This window comes from Micromonospora aridisoli (assembly GCF_056150025.1).
Genome location: NZ_JAXCFK010000002.1, coordinates 348,337 through 363,048, shown reverse-complemented (window position 1 = coordinate 363,048; position 14,712 = coordinate 348,337). Strand labels below are relative to the sequence as shown.

The 14,712-nt window shown below is 71.5% G+C and carries 21 protein-coding genes and 3 tRNA genes; 14 read left to right on the top strand and 10 right to left on the bottom strand.

The genetic code is table 11. From position 1 onward, the window contains the following. Positions 1-84 precede the first annotated feature (84 nt). The 4 genes from SM447_RS05160 (at position 85) to SM447_RS05145 (ending at position 1,379) form a co-directional block, all read left to right on the top strand. Complete coding sequence (locus SM447_RS05160; protein ID WP_474571554.1) at positions 85-870, top strand: polysaccharide deacetylase family protein; 786 nt, start codon at positions 85-87, stop codon at positions 868-870. 154 nt (positions 871-1,024) lie between these two features. Beyond that, positions 1,025-1,097 (top strand) — tRNA-Glu (locus SM447_RS05155). A 33-nt stretch (positions 1,098-1,130) separates the two neighbouring features. Further along, positions 1,131-1,204 (top strand) — tRNA-Asp (locus tag SM447_RS05150). A gap of 101 nt (positions 1,205-1,305) precedes the next feature. Further along, a tRNA-Phe gene (locus SM447_RS05145) sits at positions 1,306-1,379 on the top strand. Between the two features lie 71 nt (positions 1,380-1,450). Here SM447_RS05145 and SM447_RS05140 read toward each other — a convergent pair. Beyond that, positions 1,451-2,095, bottom strand: a complete 645-nt coding sequence (locus tag SM447_RS05140; RefSeq protein ID WP_474571553.1) for a class I SAM-dependent methyltransferase — start codon at positions 2,093-2,095, stop codon at positions 1,451-1,453. A gap of 80 nt (positions 2,096-2,175) precedes the next feature. Then, positions 2,176-2,502, bottom strand: coding sequence for a hypothetical protein (locus SM447_RS05135; protein ID WP_474571552.1), 327 nt, complete (start codon positions 2,500-2,502; stop codon positions 2,176-2,178). Between the two features lie 80 nt (positions 2,503-2,582). Here SM447_RS05135 and SM447_RS05130 point away from each other — a divergent pair, with 80 nt between their 5' ends. The 5 genes from SM447_RS05130 to SM447_RS05110 all read left to right on the top strand — a co-directional run bounded on the left by SM447_RS05130 (position 2,583) and on the right by SM447_RS05110 (position 5,151). Next, a complete protein-coding gene (locus SM447_RS05130; RefSeq protein WP_474571551.1) occupies positions 2,583-2,948 on the top strand; it encodes a hypothetical protein in 366 nt (121 codons plus the stop codon). Further along, positions 2,945-3,394: a MerR family transcriptional regulator gene (locus SM447_RS05125; protein ID WP_474571550.1), complete on the top strand. Its 450-nt coding sequence runs from the start codon at positions 2,945-2,947 to the stop codon at positions 3,392-3,394. The genes SM447_RS05130 and SM447_RS05125 overlap by 4 nt, the downstream gene beginning before the upstream one ends. A gap of 74 nt (positions 3,395-3,468) precedes the next feature. Then, on the top strand, positions 3,469-3,846 hold the full coding sequence (locus SM447_RS05120; protein WP_474571549.1) for an ArsR/SmtB family transcription factor: 378 nt from the start codon (positions 3,469-3,471) through the stop codon (positions 3,844-3,846). Next, positions 3,843-4,541: a cation efflux transmembrane domain-containing protein gene (locus SM447_RS05115; RefSeq protein ID WP_474571548.1), complete on the top strand. Its 699-nt coding sequence runs from the start codon at positions 3,843-3,845 to the stop codon at positions 4,539-4,541. Before SM447_RS05120 ends, SM447_RS05115 begins: the two co-directional genes overlap by 4 nt. Before the next feature lie 4 nt (positions 4,542-4,545). Then, entirely contained in the window at positions 4,546-5,151 is a 606-nt protein-coding gene (locus SM447_RS05110; protein ID WP_474571547.1) for a methyltransferase family protein, read from the top strand. Positions 5,152-5,170: 19 nt separating this feature from the next. Here the strand turns inward: SM447_RS05110 and SM447_RS05105 are convergent, their stop codons facing one another. Then, positions 5,171-5,377 carry a hypothetical protein gene (locus SM447_RS05105; RefSeq protein ID WP_474571546.1) on the bottom strand — a complete coding sequence of 69 codons (207 nt, stop codon included), beginning with the start codon at positions 5,375-5,377 and terminating at the stop codon, positions 5,171-5,173. A gap of 383 nt (positions 5,378-5,760) precedes the next feature. On the opposite strand from SM447_RS05105, the gene SM447_RS05100 reads away from it, so the two are divergent. Then, entirely contained in the window at positions 5,761-5,988 is a 228-nt protein-coding gene (locus SM447_RS05100; RefSeq protein WP_474571545.1) for a winged helix-turn-helix domain-containing protein, read from the top strand. A gap of 17 nt (positions 5,989-6,005) precedes the next feature. On the opposite strand, the gene SM447_RS05095 is transcribed toward SM447_RS05100, so the two are convergent. Beyond that, positions 6,006-7,007 carry a hypothetical protein gene (locus SM447_RS05095; protein ID WP_474571544.1) on the bottom strand — a complete coding sequence of 334 codons (1,002 nt, stop codon included), beginning with the start codon at positions 7,005-7,007 and terminating at the stop codon, positions 6,006-6,008. A 198-nt stretch (positions 7,008-7,205) separates the two neighbouring features. Between SM447_RS05095 and SM447_RS05090 the strand changes: the two genes are divergently transcribed. Next, a complete protein-coding gene (locus tag SM447_RS05090; RefSeq protein WP_474571543.1) occupies positions 7,206-7,718 on the top strand; it encodes an SRPBCC family protein in 513 nt (170 codons plus the stop codon). Between the two features lie 25 nt (positions 7,719-7,743). Here the strand turns inward: SM447_RS05090 and SM447_RS05085 are convergent, their stop codons facing one another. Further along, entirely contained in the window at positions 7,744-8,133 is a 390-nt protein-coding gene (locus SM447_RS05085; RefSeq protein WP_474571542.1) for a hypothetical protein, read from the bottom strand. 154 nt (positions 8,134-8,287) lie between these two features. On the opposite strand from SM447_RS05085, the gene SM447_RS05080 reads away from it, so the two are divergent. Beyond that, entirely contained in the window at positions 8,288-9,646 is a 1,359-nt protein-coding gene (locus SM447_RS05080; protein WP_474571541.1) for an ABC transporter substrate-binding protein, read from the top strand. Between the two features lie 60 nt (positions 9,647-9,706). Here the strand turns inward: SM447_RS05080 and SM447_RS05075 are convergent, their stop codons facing one another. Continuing rightward, on the bottom strand, positions 9,707-10,450 hold the full coding sequence (locus tag SM447_RS05075; RefSeq protein WP_474571540.1) for an enoyl-CoA hydratase/isomerase family protein: 744 nt from the start codon (positions 10,448-10,450) through the stop codon (positions 9,707-9,709). After that, on the bottom strand, positions 10,447-11,391 hold the full coding sequence (locus SM447_RS05070; RefSeq protein WP_474571539.1) for a 3-hydroxyacyl-CoA dehydrogenase family protein: 945 nt from the start codon (positions 11,389-11,391) through the stop codon (positions 10,447-10,449). The genes SM447_RS05075 and SM447_RS05070 overlap by 4 nt, the downstream gene beginning before the upstream one ends. Before the next feature lie 194 nt (positions 11,392-11,585). Here SM447_RS05070 and SM447_RS05065 point away from each other — a divergent pair, with 194 nt between their 5' ends. After that, positions 11,586-11,882 (top strand): hypothetical protein, encoded by a 297-nt coding sequence (locus SM447_RS05065; RefSeq protein WP_474571538.1) that lies wholly within the window; start codon positions 11,586-11,588, stop codon positions 11,880-11,882. A gap of 81 nt (positions 11,883-11,963) precedes the next feature. Here the strand turns inward: SM447_RS05065 and SM447_RS05060 are convergent, their stop codons facing one another. Further along, positions 11,964-12,746 (bottom strand): class I SAM-dependent methyltransferase, encoded by a 783-nt coding sequence (locus SM447_RS05060; protein ID WP_474571537.1) that lies wholly within the window; start codon positions 12,744-12,746, stop codon positions 11,964-11,966. 54 nt (positions 12,747-12,800) lie between these two features. Here SM447_RS05060 and SM447_RS05055 point away from each other — a divergent pair, with 54 nt between their 5' ends. Then, positions 12,801-13,181: a PPOX class F420-dependent oxidoreductase gene (locus tag SM447_RS05055; RefSeq protein WP_474571536.1), complete on the top strand. Its 381-nt coding sequence runs from the start codon at positions 12,801-12,803 to the stop codon at positions 13,179-13,181. A 100-nt stretch (positions 13,182-13,281) separates the two neighbouring features. Here the strand turns inward: SM447_RS05055 and SM447_RS05050 are convergent, their stop codons facing one another. Beyond that, entirely contained in the window at positions 13,282-13,491 is a 210-nt protein-coding gene (locus tag SM447_RS05050) for a BldC family transcriptional regulator (protein WP_007073996.1), read from the bottom strand. A gap of 252 nt (positions 13,492-13,743) precedes the next feature. Next, on the bottom strand, positions 13,744-14,583 hold the full coding sequence (locus SM447_RS05045; protein WP_474571535.1) for a DUF8083 family protein: 840 nt from the start codon (positions 14,581-14,583) through the stop codon (positions 13,744-13,746). Between the last annotated feature and the right edge of the window lie 129 nt (positions 14,584-14,712).

Below are 14,712 nucleotides of genomic sequence, written 5' to 3'. Positions count from 1 at the left end.
CTCTGACCCGCCGTCGGTTCACCCAAATCGGGTGAACTACGGTCGGTGGGTCCGCGTACCCCGAACCCTTCTCGGGAGCGAACGATGCGTCACCGTGCCCTGCTGGCATCCCTCACCGGGCTGGTCCTCCTGCTCGGCGCCGGTTGCGGCGGCAGCAACCCTCCGGAGGCCGCCGCACCGTCCAGCCCGCCACCCTCGGCCGCCCTACCGCCGGAGCCGACCCCGTCGCCGACCCGCACCGTGCCACCGAAGCCACCGCTGCGGCCGCTGCCGGCGAAGCTGCCGGCCGGACTGATCCGCACCACGGGTACCGAGAAGGTGGCGCTCACCTTCGACGACGGCCCGGACCCGGCCTGGACTCCGAAGGTGCTCGACCAGCTCAAGGCGGCCAAGGTGAAGGCCACCTTCTGCGTGGTGGGCACCCAGGTCCGCAAGCATCCGGGCCTGCTGCGGCGGATCGTCCGGGAGGGGCACCAGCTCTGCAACCACAGCTGGAACCACGATCTCGACCTGGCCCGGCGACCGGCCGCCGAGATCCGCGCCGACCTGGTACGCACGAACCGGGAGATCCGGCGGGCGGTCCCCGACGCGGAGGTGCCCTTCTACCGGCAGCCCGGTGGTCGGTGGACCGCCGAGGTGGTGAAGGTCGCCAAGCAGCTCGACATGCGCTCGTTGCACTGGACGGTCGACCCGAAGGACTGGGCCCGGCCGACCGCGGCCACCATCGAGAAGCGGGTGCAGCGGGCCGCCCGTCCCGGTGCGGTGGTCCTGCTGCATGACGGGGGCGGGAACCGGGCGGCGACCCTGGCAGCCTGCCCCAAGTTGATCACCAGCCTGAAGCGTGACCACGGCGTCGCCAAGCTGGCCTAGACCGGCCCGGAGCTGGCGTTTTCCGGTGCGTTGTGGTTGCCGCCATACCGGTTTGGCCGACCGGTACGCCATCACGTATGCTTTCGAAGCCTCCGGCGGGGCCGGATGGGAGCAAGTCCGCTCAACGTTGCGAGTGTGCAATGATGGCGGGGCCGCCCTCATCGTCTAGCGGCCCAGGACGCCGCCCTTTCAAGGCGGTAGCACGGGTTCGAATCCCGTTGGGGGCACGGTCCGGCTCAGGCCGGAGGCAACACCAGCAAGGTCCTGTGGAGCAGTTGGAGTGCTCGCCGCCCTGTCAAGGCGGAGGTCGCGGGTTCAAGTCCCGTCAGGACCGCAAGCGCTGACGCCGCGCCTCGCGCGGCGTTCTGCGTATCGGGGCATGTGACCCGTCCCAGCGGCGATCCCGCGGGTTGGGTAGCATGAGCCGAGCACCACGGCCAGGTAGCTCAGTTGGTACGAGCGTCCGACTGAAAATCGGAAGGTCGGCGGTTCGACCCCGCCCCTGGCCACATAGCCTTTCGCCGGGCTATTGCAACGCCGATCAGCGGAAACGCGGGTCGGCGTTTTGCTTTGTGTCCCCCTACGGCTTGGCCACCAGCAGCTGGGTGGCCCGGGCCGGACGGCCGTTCATGGTCTCCACGGAGACCTCGCGGGTGGCGATCAGGGCGAAATCCGCCAACAGGTCGTTGAGCCAGTCCACGGTGTGGTGTCGGCACACCGCCCCGTCACCGGTCTCGAAGACCCCGTAGGTGCCGTACTTCGCAGCGAACCGCTGATACCGGGCACGGTTGCGTTGATCTTCCTGCAGACACAGGTCACTTACGTAGAGAAGTCCACCGTGCCGCAGAACCCGATGCAGCTCCGTCACCAGTTCCCGCTGGCCGGCGTCACCGGGCATGCACGTCAACACCGCGAACAGCAGCACCACGTCGACACTGCCGTCGTGGTGGTTCAGCCGAGGAGGACTGTCAAGAACCGTGAACCGCGCGCCCGGCTGCTGCTCACGCGCGCGGGCGATGAGACCGGGGGCGACATCCACGCCCTCAACGTCCTCGAAACCCCACTTGACGAGCAGCCCGGCCAGCCGGCCGTAACCGCATCCGTAGTCGAGGATGCGTGCCCGACGATCGATGCCTTCCAGCCATGAAGGCTCAACTGGATGGCCAAAGGTCTTCGACGTCCCCGTGGAGTTCCAGTACCCCAACTGGTTGCTCAGATCCGTCACGACAACGAGGATTCCACGGCGACCAATCGAGGGCGGTCCCCATCGAGGGCAGATCTTGCCTGCTGCGGCGCTGGTTGATCTCAGCGGCGGAGCAGGACGAACCATCCCAGCGCGCCCATGAGCAGCAGCAGGGCCAGTGCGAACAGGGCCAGTCCGACAATGACGGGTACGGGGACGAGCAGCGGCACCTGCTGGACGAGCAGGCTCGTTCCGAGCAGTGCGAGGAAGCCACCGCGACGGAGGGGCTGGGACCGCTGGCTCTCGGTCAGCCGGGCGGCCCGCACCCAGACTGCGGGAAACCGTCGGGTCACCGCGACCCGTACGCCGAGTACGACCACGACCAGGCTGAGGACCACGCTGACGGCACGCAGGGCGGCCAATACCGGGTCCGGGTCATCCACGTTCATGTGACCAATCATTCAAGCGCGGTCAATGCGCGACTCCGCAGCTTGCATCCGGTACCCGGGTACAGGCTTACCGTCGAGGCATGAGTGACCAGGACATCACCACCGGAGAGGCCGGAGCGGCGTGGGTGCCGGACGCGTGCACCCTGCCGACGGCGGAACGGCCGCTGCGGCTGGCCGAGTTCGACCGGTTCTTCGGCGCGGCCGTGCGAGGGGTGGAGCGGGTGTCGGCCCGGCAGCTGCGGCTGCGGCTCGACAGCGCGCCGCAGGTGGAGGAGACGGCCCGCGACCTGACGGCCCGCGAGTCGTCGTGCTGCTCGTTCTTCGCCTTCGACCTGTCCCGACCCGATCCGGCGACCCTGACCCTCGACGTGCGCGTCCCCGCCCGGCACGTCGACGTGCTGGACGCCCTGGCCGACCGGGTCGCCTCCGTACGGCGGCCGGGGTGACGCCTCCGTACGGGCTGCGTAGTGGGGAGGTGGCCGATGCGGCCGGGGTCAATCGACAGACCCTGCGCTACTACGAGCGCCGGGGTCTGCTCGCCTCCCCGCAGCGGTCACCGGGTGGGCATCGGATCTACCCGGCCGAGACGGTCACCCTGCTACGGGTCATCAAGACGGCGCAGCGTCTCGGCTTCACTCTCGACGAGGTCACCGAGTTGCTCGACGCCGGCCGCCACCGGCACGGCCGTCGACCGGACAGCGGCCTGCAGGCCCGGGCCAGAAACAAGCTCGCCGAGGTCGAGCGGAAGTTGGCGGACCTGACCGTCATCCGCGACACCCTGCGGGCCGCCATCTCCGCCGGCTGCGACGACCTGGTCGCCTGCGCCGGCAGCTCCTGCTGCCCCCTGCCCTTCGCCGACCTCGCCGGGAGCAACGAGCACACGGAACACTGACCCATCGTCGATCCGGGTCACTCGGCGGCGCGGGCACACCACCATTCATCACGCTGCTCGGTTATCATCACGCTGTGACGATTGATTGCACGCCGGGGCTCACCCCGGCGGTGGCGCTGTTCCGCTCCCTCGGCGACCCGACCCGGCTGGCCATCCTGCGCCGACTCACGGTCAGCGAGGCTCGCGTGGTGGACCTGACCGGCGAGTTGGGCATGGCCCAGTCGACCGTCTCGAAGCATCTCGCCTGCCTGCGCGACTGCGGCCTCGTCGACTACCGGGTCGAGGGCCGCCAGTCGTTCTACGCGCTGACCCGGCCGGAACTGCTGGACCTGTTGCGCTCGGCGGAGCTGCTGCTGGCCGCCACGGGCGAGGCGGTCGCTCTCTGCCCGGTGTACGGCACCCCGGCGCCCGGCCGTGCGCCGAAGCGACCGCCGGCCGAGGCGCGGGCGTGAGCATGTCGGCACTTGCCCCTCAGCGGCGGGCGGTGTTGTCCCGACGCAGCCTGTGGCTCGCCTACGCCACCGCCGGTTACAACCTCCTGGAGGGTCTGGTCGCCATCGCCGCCGGAGCGGCGGCCTCCTCCACCGCGCTGATCGGCTTCGGCCTGGACTCGTTCGTCGAGGTCTCCAGCGCGGCGGTGCTGATCTGGCAGTTCCGCTCCCGGGTGCCCGAGGATCGGGAACGACTCGCCCTACGGCTGATCGGCCTCTCCTTCTTCGCCCTGGCCGCCTGGGTGAGCGTCGACGCCCTCCGCGCGCTGCTGGGGGGCGGTGAAGCGGACCCCAGCCCGGTCGGGATCGGCCTGGCCGTCGCCTCGCTGATCGTCATGCCGCTGCTCGTCGCCGCCAAGCGACGCACCGGCCGCGAACTCGGCTCCGCCACGGTCATGGCCGACTCCACCCAGACGCTGCTGTGCACGTACCTGTCCGCGGTGCTGCTCGTCGGCCTGCTCCTCAACGCACTGTGGGGCTGGTCCTGGGCGGACCCGATCGCCGCGCTCGTCATCGCCGGGGTCGCGGTCAGGGAAGGCGTGCAGGCCTGGCGTGGCGAGCACTGCGCCGACTGCGCACCCGCGCCGGTCACCGACACCACCGCCGCCCGGACCTCGGGCTGCGCCGACCGCTGCGGTACCGGTCCGGAGGCATGACGACATGGCCTGGCTCGCACTGCTGCTCTACCTGCTCGGACTGCTGCTCGCGTTCGGCTGGCGCACACTCACCCAGTGGCGCCGCACCGGAGACACCGGTCTGCGTCTCGACGCCGGCCCACCCGGCACGCTGCGGTGGTGGGCCAAGCTGCTGTTCGTCGCCGCCCTCGTGCTCGGTCTCACCGGCCCGGCCGCCGCTCTCGCCGGCCTGCCCCCGCTACCCGGTCTGAATCACCAACCGCTGCACGTCGCCGGCTTCGTCGTCGCCGTGGCCGGCATCGGCGCGACCCTCGCCGCCCAACTCGCCATGGGCGCCTCGTGGCGCATCGGAGTCGACCCGTCCGAACGCACCGAACTGGTGACCGGTGGGGTGTTCGGGTACGCCCGCAATCCCATCTTCACCGCCATGGCGGTGACCATGCTCGGCCTGACCCTCATGGTGCCCAACGTTGCGGCGCTGGTCGCCCTGGGCGTCCTGATCGTGGCGCTACAGGTGCAGGTCCGCGCGGTGGAGGAGCCCTATCTGATCGCCACCCACGGCGACGCCTACCGTCGCTACGCGGGACGAGTCGGGCGCTTCCTGCCCGGCCTCGGTCGACTGGCCGGCTGAGTCACCCTGGCTCGTACGCCTAACCGGCGGACCGGCGGTCGTGCTCGGCGATCCACGCCCGACGCTCGGCGCGCCACCGGGTCAGCACGGGCTGCGCCCAGGCGAGTTGGGTGCAGCCCTCCGCCCCGCACTGCTGACAGGTGCCCCCGTCCTGGTGCCGCTCGACGATCACCGACGCGATGCCGGCGACCAGGGACGGGCTCACCGGGTCGTACATCGACGTCATCGGAGGACCCCGACCAGGACGCCGAGCACGACCACCACCAGGCAGGCGATCAGCCGTACGCGCTCGGCACGGTCGGCCCGCGGCGGCAGCGGCACGGGCACCCGGTCACCGTCCGGGAGAGGCGCCCGACCGTACGCGACCGAACGTGCGGCTGGGAGTTGCTCATCGTCACCAGGCTTGACCATCGGGCCTCCCGCTCGTAGGAGCGTCGGAAGAGCCGGGGCGGGAGCGACACGGGGGAACCGCTCCCGCCCCGACCGGGCCACCGCTGCTGACGAGAGGCCCTACACGCAACATAGGATTCTAAGTGCCCAGCGTCAACATAGGGTCCTCAGTGTGTCGGGTCGAGTGGCAGTCTTGAGGGGCTGACGAGAGGTGCCCCCATGCCACGTACACCCGTCTACAAGCAGATAGTCGATGACGTCGTGTCGTCGATCCGCGCCGGATCACTCAAACCCGGCGACAAGCTGCCGTCCATCGCCGAGCTGTGTCAGCAGTACGGAGCCTCAGACACTCCGGTGAAGCGGGCGCTGTGGCTCCTTGACGAACGTGGCTGGATCGAGGTTCACCAGGGGAAGGGGTCGTTCGTGGCGGCGTCGCCGCCGCTCTGAGCCAGGCCGCCGGCCCGTCATCGATCCTGCTGTCGGTGCTGCGCCACACCGCTCTGGATCGCCTCCCACACGCTACGACCGGCCTGTAGCAGGGTCTCCCCCGCCTGCTCGGCGAACTGCCGCGTGCCGGACGTCTCGCCGTGACCGGGCGGGCCGTCTTCCGGTGGCGCGGTCTCATCGTCGCCCCGGTCACCCGCGCCGGCCGGTCGACCGTCCTCCCGAGCCTGGCCCCGGTCCCGACCCTGAGCCGGCGCACGGTCCCGGTCCTGACTCTGATCTCCGTCTTCCAGCTCACGTCGGGGAGTCCGGTCGGCGACCGCCCCGATGGCGCCCACCTGCTGACCGAGGTCGTCGGTGGCTCCGCCCGGATGTCCGCTGGTCGGGTCCGGCCGTTCGGCTGTCGGACCCGACGGACCGGCGACGGCTCCCGGTGCGGTGGGCCGGCCCGGTCGAGCGGGCGGTTGACTCGCCGGAGCGGCGGGCGGTTGACTCGCCGGAGTGGCGGGCGGGGAGGTGGCCGGAGGCATCGGCCCGGTCCGCCGCAGCGCGGGATCGGGCTGGCCCACGGCCTGCCCGGAGGCGGGCCCGACCGCGGCAGCCAACTCCTCGCTCAACCGGGCAGCCTTTCCGGTCGCGCGGTCCACGTCCTTGAGCGCCACGTCGGCGGTACCGGCGAGCGCGTCGATGACCTGCGGGTTCCGGTCGATGGTGGTAAGTGCGCGGTCGAGGATCGTCACCAGCTTCTCCAGGCGCACCTTGAGCAGGGCCTGCGCCTCCACGCCGTCGATGTCGAGTTCAACCCCCTCGACATGTACGCGGACGCCGGCGTCGAGCTGGAGCAGACCGGCCAGCCGGGCGCGCAGGGACAGGTCGGCCTCCAGCCGGTCCACGGAGAGCTGAAGCGAATTGACCGAGACCTGCGGGACGTCGAGCAGCACGTCGGGCTCCGGCTCGGCACCGCGGCCCTGCCCGACCGTCCGCCCGAACCCGCGCACCGGGGCCTCTTCGCTGTCTGCCATGTCCCGCTCCGCCTCCACCGTCGCGGACCACCCGGCGACGTTCCCGCCGCGCATACCCGCTCTGCGGGCGGCCATCCCGGCGACGACGCGTATCGACAGCACATGATCGATTCGAGGCCGTCGGCACGACGATCATCAGGCGGGACAGGCATCGGGGAAAGCTGCACACCCGGGCATGAGCCGGTATGGTCCGGGCCTATGGGACAGGGGATGGCCGATCCTGCCGACATCCAGCAGGATCATGAGCGGTTCGCGCTCCGGAGCACCCTCTTCGTCCCCGCCTCCGCCGAGCGGGCGTACGAGGTGTTCACCGGCCGGCTCGCCGACTGGTGGGTGATGGAGTACACCTGGTCCGGCCCCACCCTCCTGGCCGAGCTGGGCATGGAGCCCCGGCCCGGTGGCATGCTCTACGAGATCGGCCCCTACGGCTTCCGAACCGACTGGGGGCGGGTGCTGACCTGGGATCCGCCCCGCCGCCTGGTGTTCGCCTGGCAGATCGGTGCGGATCGGGTGCCCGTGCCCGACCCGGCACGGGCCAGCGAGGTCGAGGTGCTCTTCACGCCCACCGACTCCGGCACCCTGGTCGAGGTGGCGCACCGGCACTTCGACCGGCACGGCACGGCCGCCGACGGCTACCGGCGGGCGCTGACCGCCGGCTGGCACGAGTTGCTCTCCCGCTACGCCGCGGCGTTGATCCACTCACCCGCATGAGTGCCGCGACGACCGCCGGGACCGGTCAGGCGGCCCGATGCCGCAGCGTCGCCACGGTCGAACCGGCGAGCGTGAGCAGACACTCCGGGAGCAGCCCGTCGGCGGCCGCCGCGCCGAACAGCGCCCGAGCCGTGTCGAGGTCGGCATTGGCGTACGCGCTGACGAAACGCGCCACCCACCGGGCGTCGTACCCGGCCTGGTCGATGCCGGGGAAGTCGAGCGCACAGGCCCCGGGCGGCACCGGATCGCCGACCATCGTCGCGGCCAGGCACCACGCCACGTCGTACGCGCCGGTCAGGCCGGCCCGGTCAACCACCGCGTCGAAGGTCCCCACCACCGCGTCGGAGTCCCCGTCGAGCGCCGAGCTGAGGATGGCGGCGGCGTCCTCGAACGTCTGCTGTGGCGAGTCGGTCACGGACCGCACAGTACGAGTGCCGGTCAAGGCGCCCACCGTGATTACTCTCCGCACATGGTGGAGTCGACCTGCGGATAGACCCGCCTCCACGGTCCCGCCGCCCGTCACGGCACGCTAGTCTGCGCAGCGGACCTTCGCCCGAGGAAGGACGACCATGCACATGTCACGCGGCTCGCGGACGGCCATCCTGGCTGTCTGCGCCACGGTCCTGCTCGCCACCAGCGCCTGCGGGGATGACCAGCCCGAGGAGGCGACCGCCCAACAGGTGCGTCTCTACGGCACGGACGGCAACATGCTCAACTCGTACCCCGAAGAGTTGAAGGATCGTGCCGACCTGGTCGACGGGATGAAGGGCACCACCCCGCTCACGCCGCTGCCGGAGGACTTCAAGAACCGGCTACGGTCCGTGGATCCGAGGCTGACCGACTACCTCTACGCCGCCGAGGCGTACGACGCGGTGGTGATCAGCGCGCTCGCGGCACAGCTCGCCGGGTCGACCGATCCCTCGGCGATCGCCAAGCAGATCGTGGGCGTCACGAACAACGGCACGCGCTGCACCACCGTGAACCAGTGCCTGCGGCTGGCCCGCGAGGGAACCGACATCGAGTACCGCAGCGTGTCGATCACCCGGGCCGGCTTCACCGACGCGGGCGAGCCGGCCACCGCCAGTTACGCCACCCTGCACTTCGACGGCCAGCAGCTCAACGACGCCAAGACGGAGTTCGTCGGAGCCGGTGACGAGTCGACGGCCAGCCGGAAGTCGCCGCCGAAGGGCAAGCGGCAGCTCGGCACCAGCGTTGATCCGGCGAGCGGCGCGCCGCTGGTTCTGGGCGGTCTGCTGCCCAAGACCGGTGACCTGGCGCTGGCCAACCCGCCGTTGGCGGCCGGTGCGGCGCTGGCGATCAAGGAGGTCAACGCTGCCGGCGGGGTGCTCGGCACGGACGTGGTCTGGATCGACGGCGACGACGGCACCAACCCGACCGTGGCCAAGGCCACCGTGGCGAGCCATGTCGACGCCGGCGTGCACGTGATCATCGGTGCCGGTGGTTCGGGTATCTCCGCGGCCGTGCTGCCCGACGTGGTGGACGCCGGCCTGATCCTCTTCTCCCCGTCGAACACGGCGGCCAGCCTGACCGACGCGGACGACAAGGGGCTCTACTTCCGTACCGCCCCGCCGGACAGCCTCCAGGGGCGGGCGCTGGCCGACGTGATCCTCCGGGACGGCCCGCAGAAGATCGCCCTCGTGGCGCGGCAGGACTCCTACGGCGAAGGGCTCCAGGACGTCGTCCGGGCCGAGCTGGAACGGGCCGGTTTCGGCGGCGACAAGGTCAAGCTGCTCGGCTACGAGCCCGGCGAGGACGCCGAGGCCGCCCCGATCAACTTCACCGAGGGCGCGAAGCAGATCAAGGAGTTCGGTGCGGACGCCGTGCTGATCATCGGCTTCAGCGAGTCCGTCGCGGTGATCCAGGCGCTCGCCGACGCCGACGTACCGCTGGCCGCGCTGGCCCGCTGATCCACCGCACACCGACGGCCGCACCGCAGCACGGTGCGGCCGTCGCTGTTTCCGGGCGGCTCAGCGCCCGCGCCGCCGTTCGAGGAACTCGGTCATCCGGCGTTGCTTCTCCTCGTCGGTGAAGAGCACCGCCTGGCTGACCAGATCCAGCTGAGGATGCGCGGCGGCCGGGGCGTCGACGGCGAGCTTGGTCAGTCGCAGGGCGAGCGCCGAGGCTCTGGCCATCTCGTCGATCAGGGCGTGGGCGGTCGGCAGCAGTTCCTCCGGCGTGGCCACCACCCGGTTGACCAGGCCGATCCGCAGCGCCTCCGCGGCGTCCACCCGCCGGCCGGTGAACAGTAGTTCCTTGGCGAGTGCCTCGCCGACCAGCGCCGGCAGCCGGTGGGTCGCACCGGCGCCGGCCAGGATGCCGAGCCGCACCTCGGGCTGACCGAAGACCGCCCGCTCCGAGCAGACCCGAAGATCGCAGGCGTACGCGAGTTCGGCGCCGCCGCCCAGCGCCGGGCCGTCGATCGCCGCCACGGTGGGCATGGGCAGCGCCCGGATCCGGGCGAAGGCCGCCGAGTTGATCGCGGCCAGGGCGTCCAGCCGGCCGCGCTCCCGCAGCTGCGCGATGTCCGCTCCACCGGCGAAGATCCCGTCGGTGCCGCCGGTCAGCAACAGCATCCGGGGGCGGGCCTCCAGTTCGGCGCAGACCTCGTGCAGGGCCGCGATCAGGTCGGTGTCGATGGCGTTGCGCTTCTCCGGCCGGTCCAACGTGACCACCAGCCGGTCCGGGCGTTCCTCGACGCGCAGCCCGCTCATCGCGCCTCCTCCCGTGGCGAGTCGGCACGGCCCGAGGTCGGTCCCGCGGCAGCGCCGCCGGTGGACTCGAACGGCTCGGTGCCGCCCGAGCGCACGCCGTCGGTCCAGCGGTAGAAGCCCTGCCCGGACTTCCTGCCCAGCCGGCCGGCGGCGACCAGCTCCACCAGCAGCGGTGGCGGGGCGAACCGGTCCCCGTACGCGGCCTGCAACGTACGGGCGATGTCCAGACGCACGTCCAGGCCGACCAGGTCGGTCAGCTCCAGCGGCCCGACGGGATGCCGGTAGCCGAGCACCATCGCCTTGTCGATGTCGGCGGGGCTGGCCACTCCGTCGGCGACCATCCGGATCGCCTCCAGCCCGAGGGTCACGCCAAGGCGTGACGTGGCGAAGCCCGGCATGTCGCGTACCACGACGGGGTCCTTGCCCAGCCGGCCGGCGAGCGCGACGGCCGCGTCCGTGGTCTCCGGCGCGGTGGCCGGCCCGACCACGATCTCCAGCAGGGCCATCGCCCAGACCGGGTTGAAGAAGTGCAGCCCGCAGAAGCGCTCCGGAACGGTCAGCCCCGCCGCGAGGTCGGCGATCGGGATGCTGGAGGTGTTGCTGCCCAGCAATGCCGGGCGTAGCGCCTCCGCCTCGGCGAGCACGGCCCGCTTGAGGTCGAGTCGTTCCGGTACCGCCTCCACGAGGACGTCCGGTGCCGGTGCCACCTCGGCCAGCCCCGCCCGCAGGGTGATCCGGGCCCGGTTGGCCCCGGCCTGCTCGGCGGTGAGCTTGCCGCGCCCCACGGCCCGTTCCCAGAGTTCACCGAGCCGCCACACCGCCGCGTCGCCGCGCTCCCGGTCCACCTCGACCAGCTCCACCGCGTGCCCGCTGCCGGCCGCCACGTACGCGATGCCGAGACCCATCGTGCCGGCACCCACCACCACGAACCGTTCCGTCATCGCGACACCACCGCACAGTGAGAATGAGTCCCTCGCTGAAGCCGCCGACGCGCGGGATCACCGCCACGCCGGGCGTCAGCCCGTACGCTCCGCTCAGTCATGCTGCGACCCTATGCAGCGCCGGCCCCGGTCCCATGCGTGGGGGCGGACGGGATCGGGTACAGACCGCCGACAACCGAGGGAAGGACGAGCAGATGAGCCAGGCACCGGAGACCGTGGAGGGCGCGGACGCCGAGGGAATCGTGGAGACGCGCGGCGATGAGCGCGTCGAGCTGCTGCGTGCCGACACCAACAACGACGGCCGCACCGACGTGTGGGTGGTCGACACCGACGGCGACGGGAAGGCCGACCTGTTCCAGTTCGACACCGACGGGGACGGCAAGGTCGACGTCACGATGGTCGACATCGACGAGGACGGCCAGCCCGAGGAGATCGTCGACGGCGACGGCGGGCTCCCCCCGGAGGAGCTTCCGCCGACCGTCCGGGTCTGAACGGCCGCCGCACGGGCCCCCGCCGACGCCCATGGCGGCGCGACGAGGGCCCGTCGTCGTCCGCTCCTCGACGTCGCCGGCTCAGCCGCCGGCCAGCCGCAGGGTGGCCAGATAGTACGGGGCGTCCCGGTCGTCGACGTCGACCAACCGCCACGCGGAGCCGTGCACCAGCGCGGCGAGTTCCTCCGGCGAGCAGACCAGATAGTCGAACCACGGCGTACCCAGCTCGCGGTAGCGCAGTCGCAGCCGCAACTGCCCGCCGAGGCGGCCCCGTCGCCGGTTCAGCTCGTGGTAGGTGGTGTGCACCGGATCGCGGGTGCCGTACGGGTCGGTGCCGTGCGCGATCACCTGCGCCCCGGGGCGGGCCAGTGCGGCCAGCGCGGCCAGGAAGGCCGGTGCCCGCTCCCGCCCCTCGATCAGGCCCAGGTTGTTGCCGAGCAGCAGGAAGGTGTCGTACCGCCGCCCGCTCGCGGCGTGCTCGTCGACCGTGCCGTGCACCAGCTCGCGTACGCCCCGACGGCGGCACACCTGCAACGCGCCGGGTGAGGTGTCCAGCCCGGTGACCGGTACCCCGCGCTCCTGGAGCAGCAGCGCGATCCGCCCGCCGCCGACACCGACGTCCAGCGTCGTCCCGCGCACCCGCTCGACCGCCCGGTGGTCGTGCGGCTGCCAGTCCTGGGGTCCGTCGAGATAGTGCGCGGCGGGTGCGCCGTTGACCAGCCCGTCGTCCCGCTCGATGATCTCGATGACGGGGCGGGGCAGACGCCCACCGGCCAGCGGCCGCGGGCCGATCCCGGTGGCCACGGCCAGCGCGTCGCGCAGCAGTTCCCCGAAGACGTCACCGATCCGTGGCTCGCCCGTCACGTGCTTCACGCTATCCGGCCGCTCAGCCGGCCGCCGCGCCCGTATCCTGTCGGCGTGACCATGTTGGACCGCCTCTCAGCGGAGAAGTACATCCTCCTGACGACCTTCCGCAAGGACGGTCGCGCGGTGCCGACTCCGGTCTGGGCGGTCCGCGACGGCGACGCCCTGGCGGTCTGGTCGGCGGCCGACGCCGGCAAGGTGAAGCGGATCCGCCGCAGCGGAGACGTCACGGTCGCGCCCTGCGACGTACGCGGCCGGCCACACGGCGAGGCGGTGCCGGCCCGGGCGAGCCTCTACGACCCCGGGGCGACCAACCGCATCCGTAGCCTGATCAAGCAGAAGTACCGGGTGATCGGCCGGTTGACCCTGCTCGGTAGCCGGCTGCGCCGGGGCGAGGGCGGCACGGTGGGGATCCGGGTGGAGCTGACCGACTGACGGCGCTGGCCGGCGTCCCGGATCTCGCGGGCCCGGCACGCCGAAGGGCGGCGGAACGCGTCCGCCGCCCTTCGTGAAGCTTGCTATCCGACCGCGTGGGTCAGTCCCCCTGGCGCTGCTGCGGGATCTGCCCCTGCAGCAGTGCCCTGACCTCGGACTCGCGGTAGCGACGGTGGCCGCCGAGGGTCCGGATGGCACTGAGCTTGCCAGCCTTCGCCCAACGGGTCACGGTCTTCGGGTCGACACGGAACATCGACGCCACCTCGGCCGGTGTGAGTAGCGGCTCTGGTTCGTGCGTTCGCGATGCCATCGGTCACTCCTCCACATGTATAGACATCGGCCGGGGTCCCGCCGGCCGACGCGTCTCCCATGGTCCGGCTAGTCCCCGATGTCCGACATGGGCCGAACGGCCGAACGTCCTTAGACGGACGGATGAACCATGCCCGATTTATACGACTTTTACACCACAGAAAGTACCTTATTCGGACTCATGATCACGGTTCGTGATGCGTCAACTACGAAGGAGCCTCGTGTTTTGCCATGAAATTGGGACATCAAGCCCCTAATTGCAGCGCTCCAGGAGTTGCACCGCGCGCCAGCGGGCGACCAGCTTGTCGTACGCCGCCGACGCCTCCTCCGCCTCGCCCTGGGCGAGCCCGGCCAGCCCGGCCGCGACCAACTCCGGCGAGTCGTCCTCGGCCAGCGTCTCGTCCGAGAGCAGCTCGACCAGCCCGCCGTAGTCCAGTTCCACCACGGAACGCGGGTGGAACTCCTCCAGCCAGCGGGCGGCCTCCTCGACCGCCTCGGTGATCGGCGCGTCGCCGACCGACTTGCGGAGCACCGCGAGCGCCCGGGACGACCGACGGCGGGCCTTGGAGATCTCCGTCCGGAAGCGCAGTGAGCGCCGGCCGGGGACGGTCACGTGGTTGCGCTCCTGCGCCTCGAAGAGCACGAACCAGCGCAGTGGCACGCCCCAGGTGGCGATCTGCTCGTGCACCCGGGGGACGCCGTGCTCCAGCACCCGGGCGCCGCTGCGCCAGTCCTCCACCACCGCCTTGGCCTGCCCCGCCAGCACCGGCGGCACGAAGGCGTCGGCCAGCACCGGCGGCACGCCGTCCCGCGCGCTCAACGCCGCCTCAGCGACCCGGATCCGCAGGTTCCACGGGCACACCAGCAGGGTCTCGTCGGTCTCCAGCACGTACGCCTCGTCCGGCAGGTCGGGCAGCCGCGTCCAACCGGCGCCGAGCGCCTCGATCACCGAGGTCCGCTGCCGGCCCGGTCCCTCCACCGGAGCCACCGCCCGCCCCTGCTCGACATAGCGACGCCAGTAGGACTGACGATCCCGGTCGAAGGCGGTCAGCGGCTCGTACACGCGCAGGTATGAAGCGAAGAGCGACGGCACGGCGCGATCCTCCCACGAACGGCAAGCCGAGCGTTGCTCGGCGTCACCGGGTGACGCGGCGCGGCGCGGCGCCAACCCGGGCAAGGCCGGCAACCGGTCCGTGTTCGTGACGACGGCGGGCCGGACGGG

What these genes read in the sequence shown, in the direction of transcription:
- SM447_RS05160 (WP_474571554.1), top strand. Translation starts at nt 85, where the DNA reads ATGCGTCACCGTGCCCTGCTGGCATCCCTCACCGGGCTGGTCCTCCTG.
- SM447_RS05135 (WP_474571552.1), bottom strand. Translation starts at nt 2,502, where the DNA reads ATGAACGTGGATGACCCGGACCCGGTATTGGCCGCCCTGCGTGCCGTC.
- SM447_RS05130 (WP_474571551.1), top strand. Translation starts at nt 2,583, where the DNA reads ATGAGTGACCAGGACATCACCACCGGAGAGGCCGGAGCGGCGTGGGTG.
- SM447_RS05110 (WP_474571547.1), top strand. Translation starts at nt 4,546, where the DNA reads ATGGCCTGGCTCGCACTGCTGCTCTACCTGCTCGGACTGCTGCTCGCG.
- SM447_RS05105 (WP_474571546.1), bottom strand. Translation starts at nt 5,377, where the DNA reads ATGACGTCGATGTACGACCCGGTGAGCCCGTCCCTGGTCGCCGGCATC.
- SM447_RS05100 (WP_474571545.1), top strand. Translation starts at nt 5,761, where the DNA reads ATGCCACGTACACCCGTCTACAAGCAGATAGTCGATGACGTCGTGTCG.
- SM447_RS05095 (WP_474571544.1), bottom strand. Translation starts at nt 7,007, where the DNA reads ATGGCAGACAGCGAAGAGGCCCCGGTGCGCGGGTTCGGGCGGACGGTC.
- SM447_RS05090 (WP_474571543.1), top strand. Translation starts at nt 7,206, where the DNA reads ATGGGACAGGGGATGGCCGATCCTGCCGACATCCAGCAGGATCATGAG.
- SM447_RS05080 (WP_474571541.1), top strand. Translation starts at nt 8,288, where the DNA reads ATGCACATGTCACGCGGCTCGCGGACGGCCATCCTGGCTGTCTGCGCC.
- SM447_RS05075 (WP_474571540.1), bottom strand. Translation starts at nt 10,450, where the DNA reads ATGAGCGGGCTGCGCGTCGAGGAACGCCCGGACCGGCTGGTGGTCACG.
- SM447_RS05070 (WP_474571539.1), bottom strand. Translation starts at nt 11,391, where the DNA reads ATGACGGAACGGTTCGTGGTGGTGGGTGCCGGCACGATGGGTCTCGGC.
- SM447_RS05065 (WP_474571538.1), top strand. Translation starts at nt 11,586, where the DNA reads ATGAGCCAGGCACCGGAGACCGTGGAGGGCGCGGACGCCGAGGGAATC.
- SM447_RS05050 (WP_007073996.1), bottom strand. Translation starts at nt 13,491, where the DNA reads ATGGCATCGCGAACGCACGAACCAGAGCCGCTACTCACACCGGCCGAG.